Source organism: Paraburkholderia elongata (assembly GCF_013177735.1).
In the GTDB taxonomy this organism is placed as follows: domain Bacteria; phylum Pseudomonadota; class Gammaproteobacteria; order Burkholderiales; family Burkholderiaceae; genus Paraburkholderia; species Paraburkholderia elongata.
Window position 1 is genome coordinate 21,301 of the sequence record NZ_WOEZ01000190.1, and the last position, 18,090, is coordinate 39,390.

Annotated in this window: 15 protein-coding genes and 2 pseudogenes; 5 read left to right on the forward strand and 12 right to left on the reverse strand. The window is 58.7% G+C overall.

The genetic code is table 11. The annotated features are described in order from the left end of the window. Positions 1-16: 16 nt before the first annotated feature. Both GNZ13_RS33370 and GNZ13_RS33375 read right to left on the reverse strand, forming a co-directional pair. Positions 17-1,123 carry an efflux RND transporter periplasmic adaptor subunit gene (locus GNZ13_RS33370; protein WP_407945680.1) on the reverse strand — a complete coding sequence of 369 codons (1,107 nt, stop codon included), beginning with the start codon at positions 1,121-1,123 and terminating at the stop codon, positions 17-19. A 104-nt stretch (positions 1,124-1,227) separates the two neighbouring features. Then, entirely contained in the window at positions 1,228-2,043 is an 816-nt protein-coding gene (locus GNZ13_RS33375; protein ID WP_172172490.1) for an alpha/beta hydrolase, read from the reverse strand. A 1,480-nt stretch (positions 2,044-3,523) separates the two neighbouring features. On the opposite strand from GNZ13_RS33375, the gene GNZ13_RS33380 reads away from it, so the two are divergent. Continuing rightward, positions 3,524-3,919 carry a hypothetical protein gene (locus GNZ13_RS33380; RefSeq protein ID WP_172172492.1) on the forward strand — a complete coding sequence of 132 codons (396 nt, stop codon included), beginning with the start codon at positions 3,524-3,526 and terminating at the stop codon, positions 3,917-3,919. 418 nt (positions 3,920-4,337) lie between these two features. On the opposite strand, the gene GNZ13_RS33385 is transcribed toward GNZ13_RS33380, so the two are convergent. Both GNZ13_RS33385 and GNZ13_RS33390 read right to left on the reverse strand, forming a co-directional pair. Further along, on the reverse strand, positions 4,338-4,922 hold the full coding sequence (locus GNZ13_RS33385) for a glutathione S-transferase family protein (RefSeq protein WP_328807338.1): 585 nt from the start codon (positions 4,920-4,922) through the stop codon (positions 4,338-4,340). Between the two features lie 73 nt (positions 4,923-4,995). Continuing rightward, positions 4,996-5,763, reverse strand: coding sequence for an SDR family NAD(P)-dependent oxidoreductase (locus GNZ13_RS33390; RefSeq protein WP_172172494.1), 768 nt, complete (start codon positions 5,761-5,763; stop codon positions 4,996-4,998). A gap of 209 nt (positions 5,764-5,972) precedes the next feature. Here GNZ13_RS33390 and GNZ13_RS33395 point away from each other — a divergent pair, with 209 nt between their 5' ends. Then, entirely contained in the window at positions 5,973-6,905 is a 933-nt protein-coding gene (locus tag GNZ13_RS33395) for a LysR family transcriptional regulator (protein ID WP_172172496.1), read from the forward strand. 943 nt (positions 6,906-7,848) lie between these two features. Here GNZ13_RS33395 and GNZ13_RS33400 read toward each other — a convergent pair. Continuing rightward, positions 7,849-8,451 (reverse strand): NADPH-dependent F420 reductase, encoded by a 603-nt coding sequence (locus tag GNZ13_RS33400; RefSeq protein ID WP_172172498.1) that lies wholly within the window; start codon positions 8,449-8,451, stop codon positions 7,849-7,851. Positions 8,452-8,993: 542 nt separating this feature from the next. Between GNZ13_RS33400 and GNZ13_RS33405 the strand changes: the two genes are divergently transcribed. Further along, positions 8,994-9,578, forward strand: a complete 585-nt coding sequence (locus tag GNZ13_RS33405) for a TetR/AcrR family transcriptional regulator (protein ID WP_172172500.1) — start codon at positions 8,994-8,996, stop codon at positions 9,576-9,578. Between the two features lie 126 nt (positions 9,579-9,704). Beyond that, positions 9,705-10,601: a LysR family transcriptional regulator gene (locus GNZ13_RS33410; RefSeq protein ID WP_172172502.1), complete on the forward strand. Its 897-nt coding sequence runs from the start codon at positions 9,705-9,707 to the stop codon at positions 10,599-10,601. A 414-nt stretch (positions 10,602-11,015) separates the two neighbouring features. On the opposite strand, the gene GNZ13_RS33415 is transcribed toward GNZ13_RS33410, so the two are convergent. From GNZ13_RS33415 to catA, 7 genes and pseudogenes are all read right to left on the reverse strand, one after another. Continuing rightward, the gene (locus GNZ13_RS33415; RefSeq protein WP_172172504.1) at positions 11,016-11,846 is read right to left on the reverse strand and encodes a BKACE family enzyme; all 831 of its coding nucleotides are present in this window, start codon (positions 11,844-11,846) and stop codon (positions 11,016-11,018) included. 118 nt (positions 11,847-11,964) lie between these two features. After that, positions 11,965-12,244: pseudogene (locus GNZ13_RS33420) on the reverse strand (SDR family oxidoreductase); the annotation flags it as partial. A 44-nt stretch (positions 12,245-12,288) separates the two neighbouring features. After that, positions 12,289-13,065: a benzoate diol dehydrogenase BenD gene (gene benD, locus GNZ13_RS33425; RefSeq protein WP_172172506.1), complete on the reverse strand. Its 777-nt coding sequence runs from the start codon at positions 13,063-13,065 to the stop codon at positions 12,289-12,291. Next, the gene (benC, locus tag GNZ13_RS33430; protein ID WP_172172508.1) at positions 13,062-14,084 is read right to left on the reverse strand and encodes a benzoate 1,2-dioxygenase electron transfer component BenC; all 1,023 of its coding nucleotides are present in this window, start codon (positions 14,082-14,084) and stop codon (positions 13,062-13,064) included. The genes benD and benC overlap by 4 nt, the downstream gene beginning before the upstream one ends. Positions 14,085-14,123: 39 nt before the next feature. Next, positions 14,124-14,612, reverse strand: coding sequence for a benzoate 1,2-dioxygenase small subunit (benB, locus tag GNZ13_RS33435; protein ID WP_172172510.1), 489 nt, complete (start codon positions 14,610-14,612; stop codon positions 14,124-14,126). After that, the gene (locus tag GNZ13_RS33440) at positions 14,609-15,967 is read right to left on the reverse strand and encodes a Rieske 2Fe-2S domain-containing protein (RefSeq protein ID WP_172172512.1); all 1,359 of its coding nucleotides are present in this window, start codon (positions 15,965-15,967) and stop codon (positions 14,609-14,611) included. Before GNZ13_RS33440 ends, benB begins: the two co-directional genes overlap by 4 nt. Before the next feature lie 113 nt (positions 15,968-16,080). Next, positions 16,081-17,016, reverse strand: coding sequence for a catechol 1,2-dioxygenase (catA, locus tag GNZ13_RS33445; protein WP_172172514.1), 936 nt, complete (start codon positions 17,014-17,016; stop codon positions 16,081-16,083). A gap of 174 nt (positions 17,017-17,190) precedes the next feature. On the opposite strand from catA, the pseudogene GNZ13_RS33450 reads away from it, so the two are divergent. Further along, a pseudogene (locus tag GNZ13_RS33450) lies at positions 17,191-18,090 on the forward strand (LysR family transcriptional regulator); the annotation flags it as partial.

The following is an 18,090-nucleotide window of genomic DNA, read 5'->3' on the forward strand; positions in this document are numbered from 1 at the left end:
TCTGGATCGTGTGCACTCAGGAAGCGCCGGTCTCGGAGGCGGCGTCGCCCGACATCTGAACGATGTTCGGCTTGACGGGGTCGCCCGGACGGACTCGCTGCATACCGTTCACAACGATGCGGTCGCCCGGCTGCAGCCCGCTGGCGATGACGCGCAGGCCACGATGCTGGTCACCCAGCTTCACTTCCCGGTACTGAACCTTGTCTTCCTTATCCACCAGCAGCACGAACTTCTTTTCCTGATCGGTCTGGATAGCTGCGTCGCTGACCAGCACTGCTTGATGCGGCGCGCCACCACCAACGCGAGCCCGAACGTAGAGCCCCGGTACAAGCACGCCGTCCGCGTTGTCAAAACGCGCGCGCACACGAATCGTCCCGGAACTGGTGTCAAGCCGGTTGTCCACTGAATCGATCACGCCCTGCCGGGAATAGCCCGTCTCGTTGGCCAGCCCAATCCAGGTCGGAACCGTCACCTTCGAGTCGTGGCTGAGAAAACGCAGGTACGTCCGCTCGTCGACGTCAAACGACGCGTAGATAGGTGACGTTGAAACCAAGGTCGTCATCACGGGAGCGTTTGCCCCTATAGAAACCACGTTTCCAACTGTCAGTAACGCGCGAGAGACACGCCCGGACACGGGCGCCACAATCGCTGTGTAGCCCAGATTGATCTGTGCCGCTTCAAGGGCTGCTTTCGCGGCCTTCACAGCTGCAACGGCTTCACGGTTTGCATTCTGCGCCTCGTCATAGTCGCGCTTGGCGATTGCATTGTCGGTCAGCAGTCGCTGGGCACGCTCCCAATCAGTCGAGGCGTATCCGCTGCGGGACTCCGCCGAAGCGAGTTGCGCTGCTGCCCGATCGACCTCCGCCTGATACGGACGCGGGTCGATGGTAAAAAGCAGGTCTCCCTTCTTGACCATCGCGCCGTCCTGGAAATGGACGGCGACGATCGTTCCTGAAACGAGCGGCCGAATCTGTACATCGTTGATGGCCTCGATTCGACCTGAGTACTCCTGATAGTCGGTGATGGACCGCGAGACAACAGTCGCGACGTCAACGTCCGCGGCAGGCGGCGCTACAGCGGCGGCAGCTTCGGTGACGGGAGTGCCACCGTACATGTGATACATCGCGCCGACGCCGGCGATGACCGCCAGGGAAATCGCGCTGGAGATAACCAGCTTACGCTTGAGAGGCATTTCAAACTCCCATTTACAGGTGATATGAATCAGGATCAGGATCGCACTGAAGTCGCGCCAAATATCCTGTTGAAGAAGGCGGCAACGTCAGCGAGTACCTCCTGTCGTGACGCCAGTTCGTTGTGCGCGACCTTCCCGTAGCGCGTAACCGTCGTGGGTACGCCTGCGGAAATCAGTTCTGCAGCGTACTTCTCTGCTTCAACGTGCATCAGGTCGTTCTCCGCGCTGGCAATGAATGCAGCAGGCAGTCCCTTCAGGCGGCGGGACTCGATCGGTGCGGCGTACGGATGCAGCCGGTTAGACACGAACGGCAGATATGCCCTGTAGCCAGACGCACACTCTTCTGCATACATATCTGGATTTATATCGCTACCCAGATCGGCGATGCGCGTCATGCTCGGATCGAGCAGTGGCGCAAGAAGCGCCTGGGCCGAAAACCGGAAGACGGCCTGGTCTCGAACCATGGCCGCCAGGCCCGCTGCCAGATTGCCGCCCGCGTCGTGTCCAGCCACAGCCATACGTTTTACGTCTGCGGAAAGTAGACGCGCGTTGGTCACAACCCACTGCGCAGCGCAGTATCCGTCGCAAAGCGCGGCAGGGAATGGAAATTCCGGCGCCAGCGAGTAACCCACGGATATCACCAGAGCCTGGACTTCGGTAGCCAGTTGTGAGCAAATCGTGTCGGCCTGCTCTGGCGCCCCCTTAACAAAAGCGCCGCCGTGAAAGAAGAAGATGACGGGCACGGCGCCGCGCTTGATTGGGAGACGATATGTACGCAAACGGATAGCCTGCGCGTGGCCGTCCAGATCCACGTCCTGAATTTCGACCGCCTGTTCGACATTGGATTTCATACCTTTCAGGCCTGGTGCCTTCCCGGATGTTTCGATAGGGTGGATTGTGGTCGAAATCGGCAATCAGATAAATGGTTATAATCCAGGACACAATTCACACCAGCCGAACAAACCAGACGGCAACGCGCAAATCATCCAGCGCGCGCTAGGTAGTAGGTTCGCTGTATCAATCAGGATTGGGGACTGCTCGAATCGCTGGGCAGCCCATTCGACAAATATTTGACCTATGGCGAAAAGGCGATCGGCACTTCCGCTAGCCTTCGCGAGCGAAGGCTTGAAGCCGACATGAAGGTTGGCCCCGGAGCATGTCCCCACCCGGTATGTCATATGCTAATTAGGCTTCCTGGTCGCCGACGATTAGCCCGGAACGCAAGCTCACATGAATCTCCTTACCTTCGCCCACAAAGGTCATTTCCGACGTCGGGACGCTGGATTCCACGACTTTCGCTAACACTCGCATCGCTTTGAGTCGGTCCACTTTTCCTCATCTTCATCGCGACGGGTAATGGGCAATCATTTGTGATAGGACGCCGGCCGGCTCGCGGCGCGCAGTTTTCCTACCACAGGTCATGGACGCAGACTATGGGTTCGCTATGACGTCGTAAAGCACGATTAACCCAAAAATCCCGCCGTCCCACACACGGGATAGGCTTAACCGATCGAAGGTGCACAAATCTGCAGAAGCAGGCTGTCTTTGCAGGGCAAACGGTTGTCCCCGCTGAAGAGTGCGGCGTGACCGGCGCCACGTATCCGTCAGCGAATCCCGTTGCCGCCGGGTCGGTTAGATGTCGACGATTTTGCGTAGCGGGCCGTATGAGACACGCCAGTGTCGTTTGGAGTCTGTCACGGCAATCGACGCTGTTTTCGAGTTCAGCCTGACAATGGTGCCGACACGTTCGCTCAGGTATTTGTCGGTGAAACCAACGGTGTCGCCGACGAAAAACTCTTCGCGTTGTGCGCGCGGTGGCGGTGCCGGTTCATGATGAATCGGGGCTACGCTACCGGGAACGATCGCTGTGTACGGTAGCGCCCCGCGGCGCCGGCTCGTATTGTCCTGAACGACCGCTTGGGTTTGCCGAAGCTCGACAACGGTTCCCTGCAATGGCGGTGGCCAGTGGGTTGTCGGCGATACAACTAATAGCCATTCCGAGGTGCAAACGCTGGCGTGCGTCTGGGGTCATCGAGCATTTTTCCGATGGCGAGATAGAGGCGACTCAGCTCGGCGCTGGGTGCCTGCCGAAGCGAGTCGAGAATGTCCATGAATGTGAAGGCATTTAACGGGCGAGCGGCAACAGTTCGTGCGCGCGATTGGCCGGATACGACCGCAACTTCTCAATCGCGCGCCCGTCAGTACAATAGCCTCGCCAGCTGCGTCGTCCATCGCATTGCTCCGTCGTTACGATGACAACACCTTCGCGTCGCGCTTACGTGCGTTCAAGACGGGATGCGCTGACGGATACTGCCGCTCAGCGTGCTGGGCATGAAGACCCAGGTTCGGGCTGATGTCGATCTGGGCAAAAAACGTGAGCGTGCAAAGCGCGACTCCAGCGACAGCGAGAGCGTCAAATGTGTGGAAGGTCTGAACCACCTGCCCGCCCTCAAGGCGCGTTGTCCCGATACGCGGATGGTGGGTGTGGGCGACCGCGAAAGTGACGTCTATGAAGTATTCGCGGCCGAACGGCCTGCAGGTATGGACTGGCTCATTCGCGCGGCATGTGACCGCTGCATTGCGCATCCCGAGCGTTATCCCTGGGACACCGTGACGGCGAGCGCACCGCTGGGCGAGATCGAACTGGAGTTGCCGGCACATCGCAAGATGGCCCGGCGCACTGCGCGTCTGACGCTGCGCTGCACACAGGTTATCGCCAGCGCCTGAAAGAACCGCCGTCTTGTGCGGTGGAATGACCACTTGAGCGTGGGGCCGGTGATCCAGAACAGCGCGTGAAACCAACTAGGCAGCCAAGCGATTTCATGAAGCCTTTGGTCTGGCGTAACGGCAGATGGAAGACCTGGCGGATGAACGTAACCGTCCGACCGTGCCCGTATAGACGTCTGATGAAGGCGACGCCATTGGCAGGGCGATAATTAGGAACGACCGAGAGGGATCTTCAGACGCTTGCGCTAGAACAGCGGGCCCGGACGCGCGGATAGGATGTACTTCTGCAATCGCGGCCGAAGCCGCGAGCGTGCGCACGAATCATACGCCCGATATACCGGCGATCGGCCGCCCACGGAGCGGTACCACACCGCGTCGATTCGCAAGCGTCGCGCCGTCCTCTCCGCGCACGCTGTCACTATCCCTTGAAAGGTAGCGTACTGAAGAACGCGTCCATTTCCATCGCGCGCGCGGCCAATCGGGCAAGCTTGGGAAAAGCAGCCGGATGAACGACGTCGGGCATAAACGCCAATGACGCGGACTGCCAGGTGATCACGACCATCACATCGGCTTGAGACAGCGCGTCGCCCACCAGCCAGCCATTACCGGCCCTCGACTCGAGCATCTGAAATCCCGCCAAGGCCTGCTTGCGCAGCGATTCGACGATCGTGGCGATCTGATGCTCAGGCGGTCGGATCGACTCGTCATACATATCGCTGAGCTTTCCGTAGATCGCGGATGCGATGCCGATTAACTGCAAAGCGTCGCGCCGATTCACGCCAGAAGGCGCGAGCAATGCGCGTTCCTCTCCGACTTCTTCGTGAAAATATTCGATGATGGCTGTGCTGTCGTACAGAACCGTGCCGTCGTCGAGTGCCAACGCCGGCACCTTCACCATCGGGCTGTACGGACGGATAAGATCCTGCTGCTCATAGGCGTGATAGGGCAGATGCTCGAACGGTATGCCGAGCAGCTTTAGCGTGATGCCGACCCGACGGGGTATAGCCGGAAAACCATGGACCGATAAGTTTCATTGTCGACTCCTCGAAATTGACTGTGTTGGGGTTCGCGATCGTTTAGAACGCTTCTTTGAAGGGACGCAGATCGAGCTCGTGCGTCCACGCCGAACGGTGCTGGCGGTGAAGCGACCAGAATGCATCGGCAATAGCGTCAATATCGAGCAATCCGTCAAGGCCCTTCTGCTTGACATGCTCAGCGAAGCGCGTATGCACCCGTTCTCCGTCGATGCCACCGTCGATCACGACATGGGCGACGTGCAGGCCGAGCGGGCCGAATTCGCGCGCCATGCTTTGAGCGAGCATGCGCAAGCCGGCCTTGCTCGACGCGAAGTGAGCGAAGTTCGGCATGCCTCGAAGCGCGCCCGTCGCTCCGCTGAAAAGAATCGACCCGCGGCCGAGGGGCGCAAAGCGGCGTGCGGCCTCGCGACCCACGAGAAACCCGCCAAAACAGTTGAGCCGCCAGAACGATTCGAAGACGTCCGCTTCCATCGTCCGCAGATCCAGAGGCTGGTTGTTGCCTGCGTTGTAGGCAATGAGGTCGGCACTGCCGCCATGTTCGTCTGCCTGCATTGCGAGGTCGAACAAGCGGATCACATCCGCTTCGCGGGTCACGTCCATGACGACCGTGCTCGCTGAGCCGCCCGCCTCGACAATGCTTTCGCGTACCCGTTCGATCTTCGCTTCGGTGCGCCCCGCGATGAGGACATGACGCCCCTCTGCGGCGAATCGGCGAGACAGGCCCGCGCCGAGCCCTTGCTCCGGCCCGACTCCGATAACCACCGCTTTCGGGCGGTCCGAGGCATGTGTTTCTGTAGCGATAGACATGGATATTCTCTGTTCAAGATGAACTCCGGCGCAACTGCGAAAGCAGGACGAATGACCGCTTGGTCCGTTCGAGGCGCCGTTGAAGTTCGTGTGGCGATGGGTGAACGATACCGAGAACGTGCAAGGGGATAAATCGCTGCTACGATTCCACATTGTTTCTTCAGTGAAACAATCGAGCAGGCTGGGATGGGACAGCGAGGAGTCAGACCGTGGACAAGTTTCACGCCATGCAGGCGTTCATTCGGGTGGTCGAAAGCGGCACCTTCACCAAGGCTGCACAGGTGCTCGACTTACCGAAGACGGCCGTCAGCCGTCTGATCGCGTCACTCGAAGTCGAACTGGGCACGAAGCTGCTCAACCGTACGACGCGCAAGGTTTCGACGACAGCGGATGGCGCCGCGTACTACGAGCGTGCGCTACAGTTGATGAGCGATCTCGCGGAGCTTGAGGGCACGATGTCGCGCGCGAAGACCAACCCGCGAGGGCGCTTGCGCGTCGATCTGCCCGTGCCATTAGCTCTGTCAGTGATACTTCCCGCGTTACCGGCGTTCGTCGAGCGTTATCCGGATATCGAGTTTGAATTCGGGATCAGCGATCGTCCGGTTGACCTCATTGCAGAGAATGTCGACTGCGTCGTGCGCGCGGGGGAAATCTTCGATCAATCACTCGTCGCGCGACAGATCGGCGCCGTCAGACAAATCCTGTGCGCGACGCCGGCGTACTGGGACAAGCACGGACGGCCTTCGCATCCTTCGGACCTTGAGAATGGCCACGTCGTCATCCGAACCATCGCCTCGCGAACCAATCGGCCCTTTCCGATTGTGGTGATGAAAGATCGTGAACGCGTGGAAGTGCAGAATCGGCGCGGACTGACCGCCAACGACATCATGGCATGTCTGACTATTGGCCTTGCCGGTCTCAGCGTCGTCCATGCGTTGACGTTTTCCGCCACAACACATCTTCAAAACGGCGCACTCGAAGCCGTCCTGAGCGACTGGGTATCGGATCCCGTTCCCGTTTTTGTTGCCTATCAGCCAAATCGGCACCTGAGTGCGAAAGCTCGCGTGTTCATCGACTGGCTCGCCGAACTGTTCGCGAACGACGAATCGACTGCGAAGCGCAAGCGCGGCGCGAAGACGTAGTGGATGCCACACTCGGCAAATTAGCCGACCAAGCGGTGAGCTTTGCCGGGCGAATGGCCGGCCCGATTCAAGATGCGGCGCGCCTATGCCGTGATCCGAATCACGGTTTGGGGAGATTCCTCTGGCGATATTCACCAAGGTTTGCGGACGGCTTACCATGACAATCACGTTAAAACTCCGGCTATGTTGCGCCCGAATTTATGTTGCCGCCTCCAATTTTCGCCAACGATTCGTGGGGCGTTACCCTGCTATTGACGTGACATAAATATCAGCGCTTTGTTTGATCGTTGCGCTCGCTGCTGCCGCTGTTTCTGCTCCTGCCTTTGCAGGCGGCTACGGACTCGCCCCCCATTACGCGCCTGCCGATGGCGCGCCCGCCTCGCAACGTGGGCAAAGCACCCAGACGCTGGTGGCGGAGCACAACGTTCAGATTACGAAAGACAAGGCATATGGCTCGACGCCCAGCGCGGCGTCTGTGAGCGGTAAAATGACGAGTGGCTCCGCAGCGTCGAGCTGATTTGGATTCCGGCTTCGACGCTCGTCGTTGTCCACTCGGATCGAGCGGGCCACGATGTTGAGGCCGATCTGACCACAAAGATACGGACGACGCTGAACGCGAATGGCGCAACCATCGCGGCATGCGTTTCGGCGCGTCCCCATTGTCTAGTTCCTGACTTCTTTATGTATTTCCGACCGAAACCGTGCCGCGTTTCGCGCCACGCCTGGTCAACCGAAAGCCGCGCACGGCGCTGATCGACTGGAAGCGGCCAAGATATCGGCGCCACCCTAGCCTACCCCGAGAATCGACACCTGAACGCCGAGCTCACTGTTTTCGCGGACTGGATCGCGAAGGCGTTCGTGTTGACCGGGAGCGCGCCCCGTGACATCGAAGCGAGCTTCCCGATTTCGATCTGTTGCAGCGAATCCTCAGGAGTTCGAGCGCTTATGGAGCTACGACCCAGTCGCGGCCAGCAATCGGACCACCGGCTTGCTGCATGCGACCGCCCGAAACCAGACCACCAAGATCTACCGACGCATAGCCAAACTCCTCGACGAGTCCGATCACCGCCGTCTTCGCGTCCATGTCGTCACCGGAGACGAAGATGACGCGCTTTCCGTCATGAAACTTCGGGCCCTTGTCGTAATGCTCCATGCGGATGGCGTTGAACGCCTTGACCACACGAGCCCCTGGCGCGTGTGCCGCAACGATCTCGCTAGCGCCCGTGCCTCCTAAATCCGCCAAGACGAGCTCAGGCTCGACCTGCGTGAAAGGGTTAGTGGTATCCACCAGAATGCGGTCGTCCCAATTGGGCAGGCCTTCCAAGGCCGACGGGACTTGAGGCCATGGAACAGCGAGCATGACCAACTCGAGCTGGGCCACCTCCTGGACTGCATCAGCAGAAGCCTTTGGACCGAGTCGGGCCACGATATCGCCCAAAGCCTGCGGCCCACGACGAGCGCTCAAGACAACCTCATGTCCTGCTTGAATGGCACTCCTGGCGATGGACTGCGCTACAGCACCGGCTCCAATAAAACCAATCTTCATTTCGACACCTCAGCGGCAACGTAAGTCAACGAAGCCATGCTCGTCCAGGAGCACGGTACTTGGGAGAACAGCCTAGTCAGTTGAATGAGCACAGCTTGAGCGGCGTGCGTGGGAACTCGAGCGCCTTGGCCAACTCCGCATTGCACGGCATCACGGGTTCGAATTGCCGTTTGAACAACGATGTCCCTTTGCTGCTCAGCGCTTGAGAAGCGATGGAACGGACATCCGTCGTAGCTCCTCCCAAGAAGCGGTAAGTTACAGCCGCTCCACCTCGAGCGAGGACGCTTGCTGCGTCGCGCAAGCGGACCGCCGACACCATCGAGCGCCAACCAGACACTTGTGCGCAAGCGCACCGCGAAGCTCATCCTTCCAACCGCGTTTCTCCGTAATATTGGAGCGATCACTCCTTTATGGCATAATAGGCTCGCCTCTACAGCATGTCAACGACTTATGGAGCTATGGCTACAACAAATGATACGCAACCCCGGCGCAGTCGCGGCAGGCCCTCGACCTTTGATCGCACGGAAGCTCTGAACCGGGCCATGAAGCTCTTCTGGGAGCAAGGGTACGAAGGAACCTCCTTCGACCAGCTGATCCGGGCCATGGGGATCAGCCCTTCGAGCTTCTATAACTCGTTCGGCAGCAAGGAGCAGTTGTACAAGGAAGCGACTGACGCATACCTGAGCATGTCCGAAGTCTGGTTCGCTGGCAGACTGTTCGGCCCGGCCGACACGCGAGAAGCATTCAAGGAGCTTCTCGATGCTACCGCCGTGGAATTCACTCGACAGAGCCACCCGTCGGGCTGCATGATCTCTCTGGCTGGAACTCATCTGCCCTCCGAATTCACTTCTATTCGTGAGATGATGGCCGGACACCGCGCAGACGCTGAAGATATGATGGCGCAGCGGTTGCGCAAGGGCGTCAAAGACGGCGATCTACCGTCTGACACCGATGTGCCCGCCCTCGCTGCCTTCTACAGCGCCGTGACCCGCGGAATGGCCGTCCAGGCACGAGACGGAGCTGGCCCGCAAAAGCTGAAAGCGATCGCAGACGTTGCCATGCAAGCATGGCCAGTTCAAAGCCGTAAGGAAAGATCTGCAAGGCCTCGGAGAGTTCGTGTCACCTGACAGTCTACTTCGCGTGGAGTAGTCCAACATCGAAATGAGCCAGCTCGTTTAGAGAGTACGATGATTGCGCTTTCTCCGTCATTAGGTAATCTGTAACGAGCATTCGCAAACGCATCAGCGGAAATTATGAATGAGCCCGAGTGGACCGATTTTCGATTCTTCCTTGAAGTCGCGCGGACCGGAAAAGTCTCTTCAGCGGGAGAAAGGCTAGGAGTTGAGCATTCAACCGTGTCGCGTCGGATCAACCGGCTGGAGCAGTCTCTTGGTTCAGTGTTGTTTGATCGGCGACGCAACGGCTTTTATCTCACCGATGCCGGGAAGGCGTTGGTCCCTCACGCGGAACGCATGGAGAATGCCTTGCTGGGTGCGCTCGAGGAACATATGAACCAGTCCTCCGTGGTGTACGGAACCGTCAGGGTTGGAACGCCGGAGGCTTTCGGCATCCATGTCTTGGCCCCCAGCATCGTTGAACTCAACGCTCAACAACCTGACCTCCATGTGGAACTCATGGCACAACCACAGTTTCCCAGTTTAGTTACTCGAGAGGTTGAGATCCTTGTAACCTTGGAGCCGCCACAGATAGGGCGCTATATAGTTGCCCGACTCGCAGAAGTTGACTACTTTTTCTATAGTTCTCGGACCTACCTAGACTCGAACGCTCCGATTCACGAACTATCAGACATAGGAAATCACGACTTGGTTGACTACGTTCACGATGGTTCTCTGAGCGAGCGCTATCGTATTCTCGATGAACTGGTTTCAGAGCCGAGAAGAAGGTTCACCTCTACGAGCGTGCTCGCGCAACGAGAAGCGGTTGCAGCGGGTTTGGGAATCGCACTCCTGACTCCATACGTCGCGGCAGGTCGGCCGGATCTGGTCAATTTGTTTCCCGACCAGCCACAAATCACGCGAACTCTCTGGCTGGCCGCGCCGGAAGATCTTTTCAGAACGCGACGTATCCGAGTGGTTTGGGATTTCATCCGAGAAGTTGTCACAAAGTATCCACAATTACTGCGGGGATAGGCCGTACGACGGATTCCACGGTCGGGCACAGTCCCGATCGTATCGTGATCGCAGCATCGAAGGAAGTCACGACAGACTACCCCATCCCACGACGTTCCTGAATTGGTCGTCATCACACGAGCAGGCCATCCATTCGAAGGCCTGCGCCTCCAGATTATCAGTCGAGGGCAACGCGCTGGCCGACCACATCTCCTGCTGCCGCTTCCAGACCAGTCGCGCGGACTGATTCCCGTCGACTAGACCGATTTCATTCGCGATGTCAGCGGGACCGCCCCGGCATCCGACGTGCTGCGTTCACTCGCCGACCTGCTCCATGCGCGCGTCATCATTGACGGTTTTGCACCACAGCCGAGGGAAGCATTGAGGTTGTTTCCATGTATCGGGAAGGTGCCCGAAGGCGCTTGTCTGATGCACTCACATCGGGCTCAAACCCAACAGCTTACGCGCTTGCGCAGCACTCGCGACAGGACGCCCGTACTCGGCACAAAGCGCGGCAACGCGTGCGACCAGTTGCGCGTTGCTGGCCGCGAGGGTGTCCTTGTCCCAGCGGACGTTGTCTTCAAGACCGGTGCGGCAGTGTCCGCCCATCTGCAGGGTCCAGTGGTTGACTTCGAGCTGGTGGCGGCCGATACCGGCGGCGGTCCAGGTCGCGTCGGGCAGGAGTTCGCTGAGCTGTTGCACTTCGAACTCGAGAATTTCGCGGCGCGCAGGCAGCGCATTCTTGACGCCCATCACGAACTGAACATGCACCGGCGCCTTGAGCAGACCTTGCTCGACGAGATCGACCGTGCTGTACAGCATGGCCAGATCGAAGACTTCGATTTCCGGCTTCACGTCGTGTTCGAGCATCGAAGCCGCGAGCGAGCGCACGAAGTCGGGGGGATTCTCGTACACCGTGGTGGGGAAATTCACCGATCCCGAGGCGAGCGACGCCATGTCCGGGCGCAGATCGAGCATCGCGCCGCGCTGCTCGAAGGAGCGCCCGCGACCGCCAGTCGAAAACTGCACGATCATCCCCGGGCAATGCTGGTGGATACCTTCCTGGAGTTTGGCGAAGCGAGTGCGATCGGAACTCGAATTTTCCTGTTCGTCGCGGACATGCAGATGAACGAGCGTTGCGCCCGCTTCGAAGGCTTCGTGTGTGCTCTCGATCTGCTCGGAGATCGAGATCGGCACGGCAGGATTGTCCTTCTTGCGCGGCACGGAGCCGGTGATCGCTACGGTGATGATGCAGGGTGAACTCATGTTGGTTCTCCGTCGACGGACGATTGGATTGGTTGTGCACGAGGGGCCGCCTCGTACGGCGTTCATTCATGTAGAGCCATGACCTTTCGGGCCCTGCCTTTTTGCTCCGGGGCGATTCTTAACCCATGTGCAAGCCACCGTTCAGCGAGAAGTCTGCCCCAATAGCGAAGCCCGCTTCGTCACTCGCAAGCCACGAGACAATAGAGGCAAATCTCCGACGCCTCGCCTAGCCGACGCACAGGAATGCTCTGGACGATTGCATCCAATACTTCGGGACGTACGGCACGAACCATATCGGTTCCGACGTACCCGGGTGAAACCGTATTCACCGTGATGCCCTTGGTCGCCACTTCGTGAGCAAGCGACATCATGAAGCCGTGGATACCCGCCTTGGCACTGACCCGGAGGCGTCTCTGCGAGGTTGGCTCGAGGAATTCATGGGTCAGCCTGTGTCACCACCGGCTACTGGCAACACAGTGCCCGTGATATAGCTTGCCTCGTCTGAAGCGAGGAACAGAATCGGCGCGACCTGTTCGTCGATGCTTCCGTAACGCTTGAAAAATGCCGATTCAGTGACCTGCTTCACCGCGTCGCCCATCCAGACCTTTTCCTGCTCGCTGTCGCCGGCGGTATTGCGAGGGACGCGTCGCGGAGGTGCGTCGGTCCCGCCCGGCGCGGTGGCGACCACACGGATGTTGTGTTCCGCGTACTCCATCGCCAGTGACTGCGTAATCGCGTTGACACCGCCCTTGGCCGCCGAATACGGTACGCGGCGGATACCGCGCGTGGCATTCGAGGAGACGTTGACGATGGTGCCACCGCCACGCTTGAGCAGGTGCGGCAACACAGCATGGCAGGCATACAGCGTGGGCATGAGTGAACGGCGAATTTCCGCGTCAATCTGCTCAGGTTCGAACTCAGCGAATGGACGCATGCGAATCGCGCCACCGACGCCATTGATTAGTATGTCGATGCCGCCGAACTTGCGCGCGGCAAAGGCCATCGCCGACGCCGCGCCTTCGTACGTCTCAAGGTCGGCGACAAACCCGGCTGTGTCCGCGCCACTCGCTTCGGCGGCAACTTCGGAGACGAAGTCGGCGCGGTCGACGAACAGCACCTTGCCGCCTTCGGCGGCTGCGCGAAGCGCTACCGCGCGACCAATGCCCTGCGCGGCACCGGTGACCACCATGACCTTGCCGGCAAATCGTTGCGCGCTCATGCGGTCCTCGGTGCTGCGTTAGGAGTGAACTTCTCGTAGTGGAAGCTGTTGGGCTTCACGCCGTTATCGTCGAAATGCTTGCGCACCGCATCGACCATCGGCGGCGGCCCGCACAGGTACACGTCCAAGTTGCCATCATTTACAGCCTCGGCCGGCATGTGTTGCGTCACCCAACCCTTGCGTGGATGCGTGGAATCCGTTTCGGCCACGACGGTGCTGTAAGTGAAGTTCGGCAACTTCGCCACGTACGCGTCGATTGCATCGACCTGCACGAGGTCGAGGTCTCGCGTTACGCCATAAATCAGGTGAACTTTCTGCTGCGAATTCGCGCGAGCCAGCACTTCGAGCATCGACAGAAACGGTGCCAGGCCGGTGCCGCCGGCGAGGAACAGCAACGGCCGCTCTACGGCCCGCAGATAAAAGCTGCCGAGCGGCCCGGTCAGCTCCACTTTGTTGCCTGCCTGTGCGGATTCGAGCCAGGTGCTCATCACGCCACCGGGAATTTTCTTAATCAGGAAGCTGATTTTCGATTCACCCGGCGCCGACGAAAAAGAGTACGAGCGGTGTTGACCGCTGCCAGGAACATCAATGTTGATATACTGGCCCGGCAGGAATACCGGCGCGGTCGCATCAACATCCAGTTCGAGCACGATGGCCGCATCGTGGTGTGCTTCTACCTTTATTACTGTTGCAGCGAACTTGCTTTGCTCAGTCTTGCATGCAGTGGAAGATGCCGGCACCGCAATGACACAATCGCTTTCTGGCACCATCTGGCAGGTCAGGACGAGGCCGCTCTCCTTCTCATCCTCGGTCAGCGCATCTTCGATGTAATCGTCGCCAAGGTCGTAGCTTCCGCTCTCGGCGCGGCACTTGCAGGTACCGCACACGCCGTCAGAGCAATCCATCGGCAGGTTAATCTTGGCGCGAAAGGCGGCATCAAGCACCTTCTCGCCCGCCTTGCATGTGACGAAGCGGGTCACGCCGTCTTCGAAATTCAGTGCAATGTTGTAGCTGGACATCTTGCCTCCTGTACTTCTGATTTCCGCTGACGCTCGACATCAGACGTGATAAACGTCGAGCACCTGGCGGATGTAGTCGTCCTTCAACACAATGCGCTTGTAGGAAATCAATAGTTCATCATTGACTTTGCGCAAAGTGACAAACATCGTGCCGAAAAACTGGTCAGTGGTTTTGTAGCGGTGGCTGAGCGTGTTGAAGTTGTAGCGCACGTCCACTTCGTTCTCACGCTCGGCCAGCACTTCCACATTGGTGACGTTGTGACTGGTTCGCGGTTCAGGCATCGAGGCACTACTGCGTTCGGTCTTGATGCGGAACACCCGGTCTTCCAGGCCGCCACGGTCCGGGTAATACATCAGCGAAATCTGACTCTCGTGGTCGTCGGTGAGCCGGTCGTCGTCATCCCACGCCGGCATCCAGTAAGTGACATCCTCGGTATAGCAGGCAAGCCACTCGTCCCATGTTCGGTCGTCGAGCAGGCGCGCTTCGCGGAACAGCACGGCGCAAATTTTCTGGTAATCGAAGCTCATGCCAGGGCCTCCCCTTGTTCCTTTTTGAGTGCGTCGCGCATCTGGTGTACCCAGTATTCGTGTTGACACACAAACAGTCCTTCGTCTTCGCTTCGTTCGCCTGAGATGCGCGGCTTCAGGCCCATACTTTTCGCATTTGCGTCGGGACCTTCGACCCACAACGGCGCTCCGCGCGAAAGGTCGTTCCACAACGCGGTGGTGCCGGCATAGCCAGCCTGGCAGGCGCGAAACTCTTCGAGGTCATCCGCGGTGCCCATACCCGAGACGTTAAAGAAATCCTCGTATTGGCGAATGCGGGTAGCCCGGTCGGCTGCGCTTTCACCCTTAGGGGCGAAGCAAAAGATGCTGACTTCGGTCTTGTCTACGCTGATAGGCCGTACCACGCGAATCTGCGTGCTGAACTGGTCCATCAGGAACACGTTGGGATACAGGCAAAGGTTCCGGGTCTGGTTGACGATGAAATCCGCCTTCGCTTCGCCGACGCGTGCCTTGATTTCGTCGCGGTATTGATAGACCGGTCGCACTTCCGGGTTCATCGTCTTGGTCCACAACAGGATGTGGCCATGGTCGAACCCGTACACTCCGGCTACCGACTTGCTCCAGCTGTTCGCATCCACGGCCTTGGTGCCCTCGACCTTGCGCCGGTCCATCGTCGCAGCGTAGTTCCAGTGCACGGTGCTGACGTGGTAGCCGTCGCAGCCGTTCTCCATCTGCATCTTCCAGTTACCGTCGTAGACGTACGATGAATTGCCGCGCAACACTTCCAGCCCGTCCGGGGCCTGGTCAACGATCTGGTCGATGATGACCCTGGTCTCGCCGAGGTAGTCCTCCAGTGGAATCGCGTCCGCGTTGAGGCTGCCGAACAGGAAGCCGCGATAGCTCTGGAAGCGTGCGACTTTTTTCAGGTCATGCGAGCCGTTGGTATTGAATTGCACCGGGTATTCGGTGGTCTTCACATCTTTCACTTTCAGCAGCTTACCGGTGTTGGCGAAGCTCCAGCCGTGGAAAGGACAAGTGAAGGTGCCTTTGTTGCCATGCTTTTTACGGCACAGCATCGCGCCCTTATGCGCGCAGGCATTGATGACCGCGTGCAGTTCGCCGCTTTTGTCGCGAGTTACCACTACAGGCTGGCGGCCAATCCAGGTGGTGTAGTAGTCGTTGTTGTTGGGAATCTGGCTTTCATGCGCCAGATATACCCAGTTGCTCTCGAAAATGTGCTTCATCTCGAGCTCGAACAAGTCAGTGTTCGTGAAGATGTCGCGGCGGCAACGGAATACACCGTTTTGCTTGTCGTCCTGAACGGCGGTATGCAGCAGTTCATCCAGTTGCGAGGCTTTGTCGATAATTGCAGACATGAGTGCTCTCCCTACGTGTGCTCCAGGTTATGGAGCACACGCATCGGTGTCGAAAGATTCTTGCGAAGAGTTGAGCGGCAGCAGTGGTACGACGTAGCAGCCGCGTTCAGCGGTCAGGCGGTAGCAGACGCACGCAGGCGATGGACGACCTGGTTATCCTTGCCCTGAACCAGCGGAGTCAACTCGATGTTGAACTCGATTTCCTTATACGTATCGGCTTTCATGCCCAGCGCAGTGCCGCCCGTCTTTTCGACCACATGGGGAATCAAATCCTCGCGGGTGGCGTAGGCAAAGTCGTCCCAAATCAACGGGTCGCCCTCAATGTTGATTTGTGTCGTCAGCTTGCGGTACTTGTCGGTGGTGACGAAGAAGTGCACATGCGCTGGGCGGTCGCCATGGCGGGCGAGCACGTTCAACAATTGTTGGGTCGCGCCATCCGGCGGGCAGCCATAACCGACCGGCATGAGCGTACGGAACTCGTATTTGCCGTCGGGACCGGTGCTGACCGCTCCGCGCAGGTTGAACTCGCTCTGCGCGCCGGTCGGGTCGAAGTGCGAATAGAAGCCTTTCGAGTTGGCGTGCCAACATTCGACCACCGCCCCTGCGACGGGCTTGCCATCTGGACCGGTTACCGCGCCGCGGATGACCAGCGGGCCGGCATCCTCGTCCGGATTGATATCAATCTTCGATATGCCATCGCGCACGGGCGCACCGGCGACATACAGCGGACCTTCGATGGTACGCGGCGTGCCGCCAGTGATTTCAGCCGCCTTGTCCTCCGCATCCATGCGAATGTCGAGATACTTCTCCAGACCCAGACCAGCGACAAGCAGCGCCGCTTCACCGTCCTGGCCGAGCTTGTTGAAATAATGAACGCCCGCCCAGATTTCGTCAGGCGTCATGTCAAGGTCGTCGATGGCCTTGAACAAATCGCTCAGCAGGCGATGGACAATCTGTTTAGTGCGAGCATTGCCGTCCTGGCTACCAACGTTAGCAGCGGCCTTCAGCAGGTCCTGCACTTCCTTCGCATCGAACACTTTGACGCTCATGTCTGCTCCTGAATCTCTATTTTCTGATCGGGTAAACCCTTGGTTTAGCGCCCGCTTGAATATGCCTGAGAGGTATAATGGGTGCTGAAACAGAGTGTGAATGCAGAATAATCGACGCCGGAAGGCCTCGTCCAACACTGATTTAGTATTGGTCTATATCCACGAGGTATTGAAATGGAACTGCGGCATCTTCGCTATTTCGTCGCCGTAGCCGAGGAACGCAATTTCACGCGGGCGGCACAGCGACTGAACATGGCCCAACCGCCTTTGAGCCGTCAGATACAGCAGCTTGAAGAGATTCTTGAGGTGCAGCTATTCCAGCGCGACTCGCGCCCATTGAAGCTAACCGAGACGGGTAAGTTCTTCTATGCTCATGCCGTCCAATTGCTGGCCCAGACGTCCGAACTCGAATCAATGACGCGGCGCGTGGGCAACATTGAGCGCAGCCTCTCTATCGGTTTTGTGGGCTCGACGTTGTACGGAATGCTGCCCAAAATCATCCGGCGCTTCCGCGACGAGAACACTACAGTCGAACTCAGCCTCCACGAGATGTCGACGATGGACCAGATTAGAGCGCTGAAGGACGGTGTGATTGATGTCGGGTTCGGCCGTATTCGTCATGAGGACGCGAACATCCGCCGGGTGATCCTTCGCGAAGAGAAGATGATTGTTGCCTTCCCGGAGGGCCATCCCCTCTCACTCGCCAAGCCTGTCCTCGCTCTTGGCGACGTGGTCAACGAGACCCTGATTATTTTCCCTAAGGCGCCGCGGCCCATTATGCAGACCAGGTGCTGTCGGCATTCGAAGACCGCGGTCTCAAGCCTCGCCGGATATATGAAGTACGAGAGTTGCAGATTGCGCTAGGGCTCGTCGCAGCGGGGGAAGGAATTTCTGTCGTTCCGAGTAGTGTGTACGGCCTGAAGCGAGACGATGTGAGTTACAAGGAACTGGACGACCCCACTCTGGTTTCCCCAATCATCATGAGCACGCGTATGCTCGACGAGTCGCGGGACATTCGGGAAATGCTTGAACTCATCTATCGGCTGTACGAGGAGGAAAAGACACCCTATACGC

Coding starts and splice junctions, on each gene's coding strand:
- GNZ13_RS33370 (WP_407945680.1), bottom strand. CDS start 1,123: ATGTATCACATGTACGGTGGCACTCCCGTCACCGAAGCTGCCGCCGCT.
- GNZ13_RS33375 (WP_172172490.1), bottom strand. CDS start 2,043: ATGAAATCCAATGTCGAACAGGCGGTCGAAATTCAGGACGTGGATCTG.
- GNZ13_RS33380 (WP_172172492.1), top strand. CDS start 3,524: ATGAAGACCCAGGTTCGGGCTGATGTCGATCTGGGCAAAAAACGTGAG.
- GNZ13_RS33390 (WP_172172494.1), bottom strand. CDS start 5,763: ATGTCTATCGCTACAGAAACACATGCCTCGGACCGCCCGAAAGCGGTG.
- GNZ13_RS33400 (WP_172172498.1), bottom strand. CDS start 8,451: ATGAAGATTGGTTTTATTGGAGCCGGTGCTGTAGCGCAGTCCATCGCC.
- GNZ13_RS33405 (WP_172172500.1), top strand. CDS start 8,994: ATGAAGCTCTTCTGGGAGCAAGGGTACGAAGGAACCTCCTTCGACCAG.
- GNZ13_RS33410 (WP_172172502.1), top strand. CDS start 9,705: ATGAATGAGCCCGAGTGGACCGATTTTCGATTCTTCCTTGAAGTCGCG.
- GNZ13_RS33415 (WP_172172504.1), bottom strand. CDS start 11,846: ATGAGTTCACCCTGCATCATCACCGTAGCGATCACCGGCTCCGTGCCG.
- benD (WP_172172506.1), bottom strand. CDS start 13,065: ATGAGCGCGCAACGATTTGCCGGCAAGGTCATGGTGGTCACCGGTGCC.
- benC (WP_172172508.1), bottom strand. CDS start 14,084: ATGTCCAGCTACAACATTGCACTGAATTTCGAAGACGGCGTGACCCGC.
- benB (WP_172172510.1), bottom strand. CDS start 14,612: ATGAGCTTCGATTACCAGAAAATTTGCGCCGTGCTGTTCCGCGAAGCG.
- GNZ13_RS33440 (WP_172172512.1), bottom strand. CDS start 15,967: ATGTCTGCAATTATCGACAAAGCCTCGCAACTGGATGAACTGCTGCAT.
- catA (WP_172172514.1), bottom strand. CDS start 17,016: ATGAGCGTCAAAGTGTTCGATGCGAAGGAAGTGCAGGACCTGCTGAAG.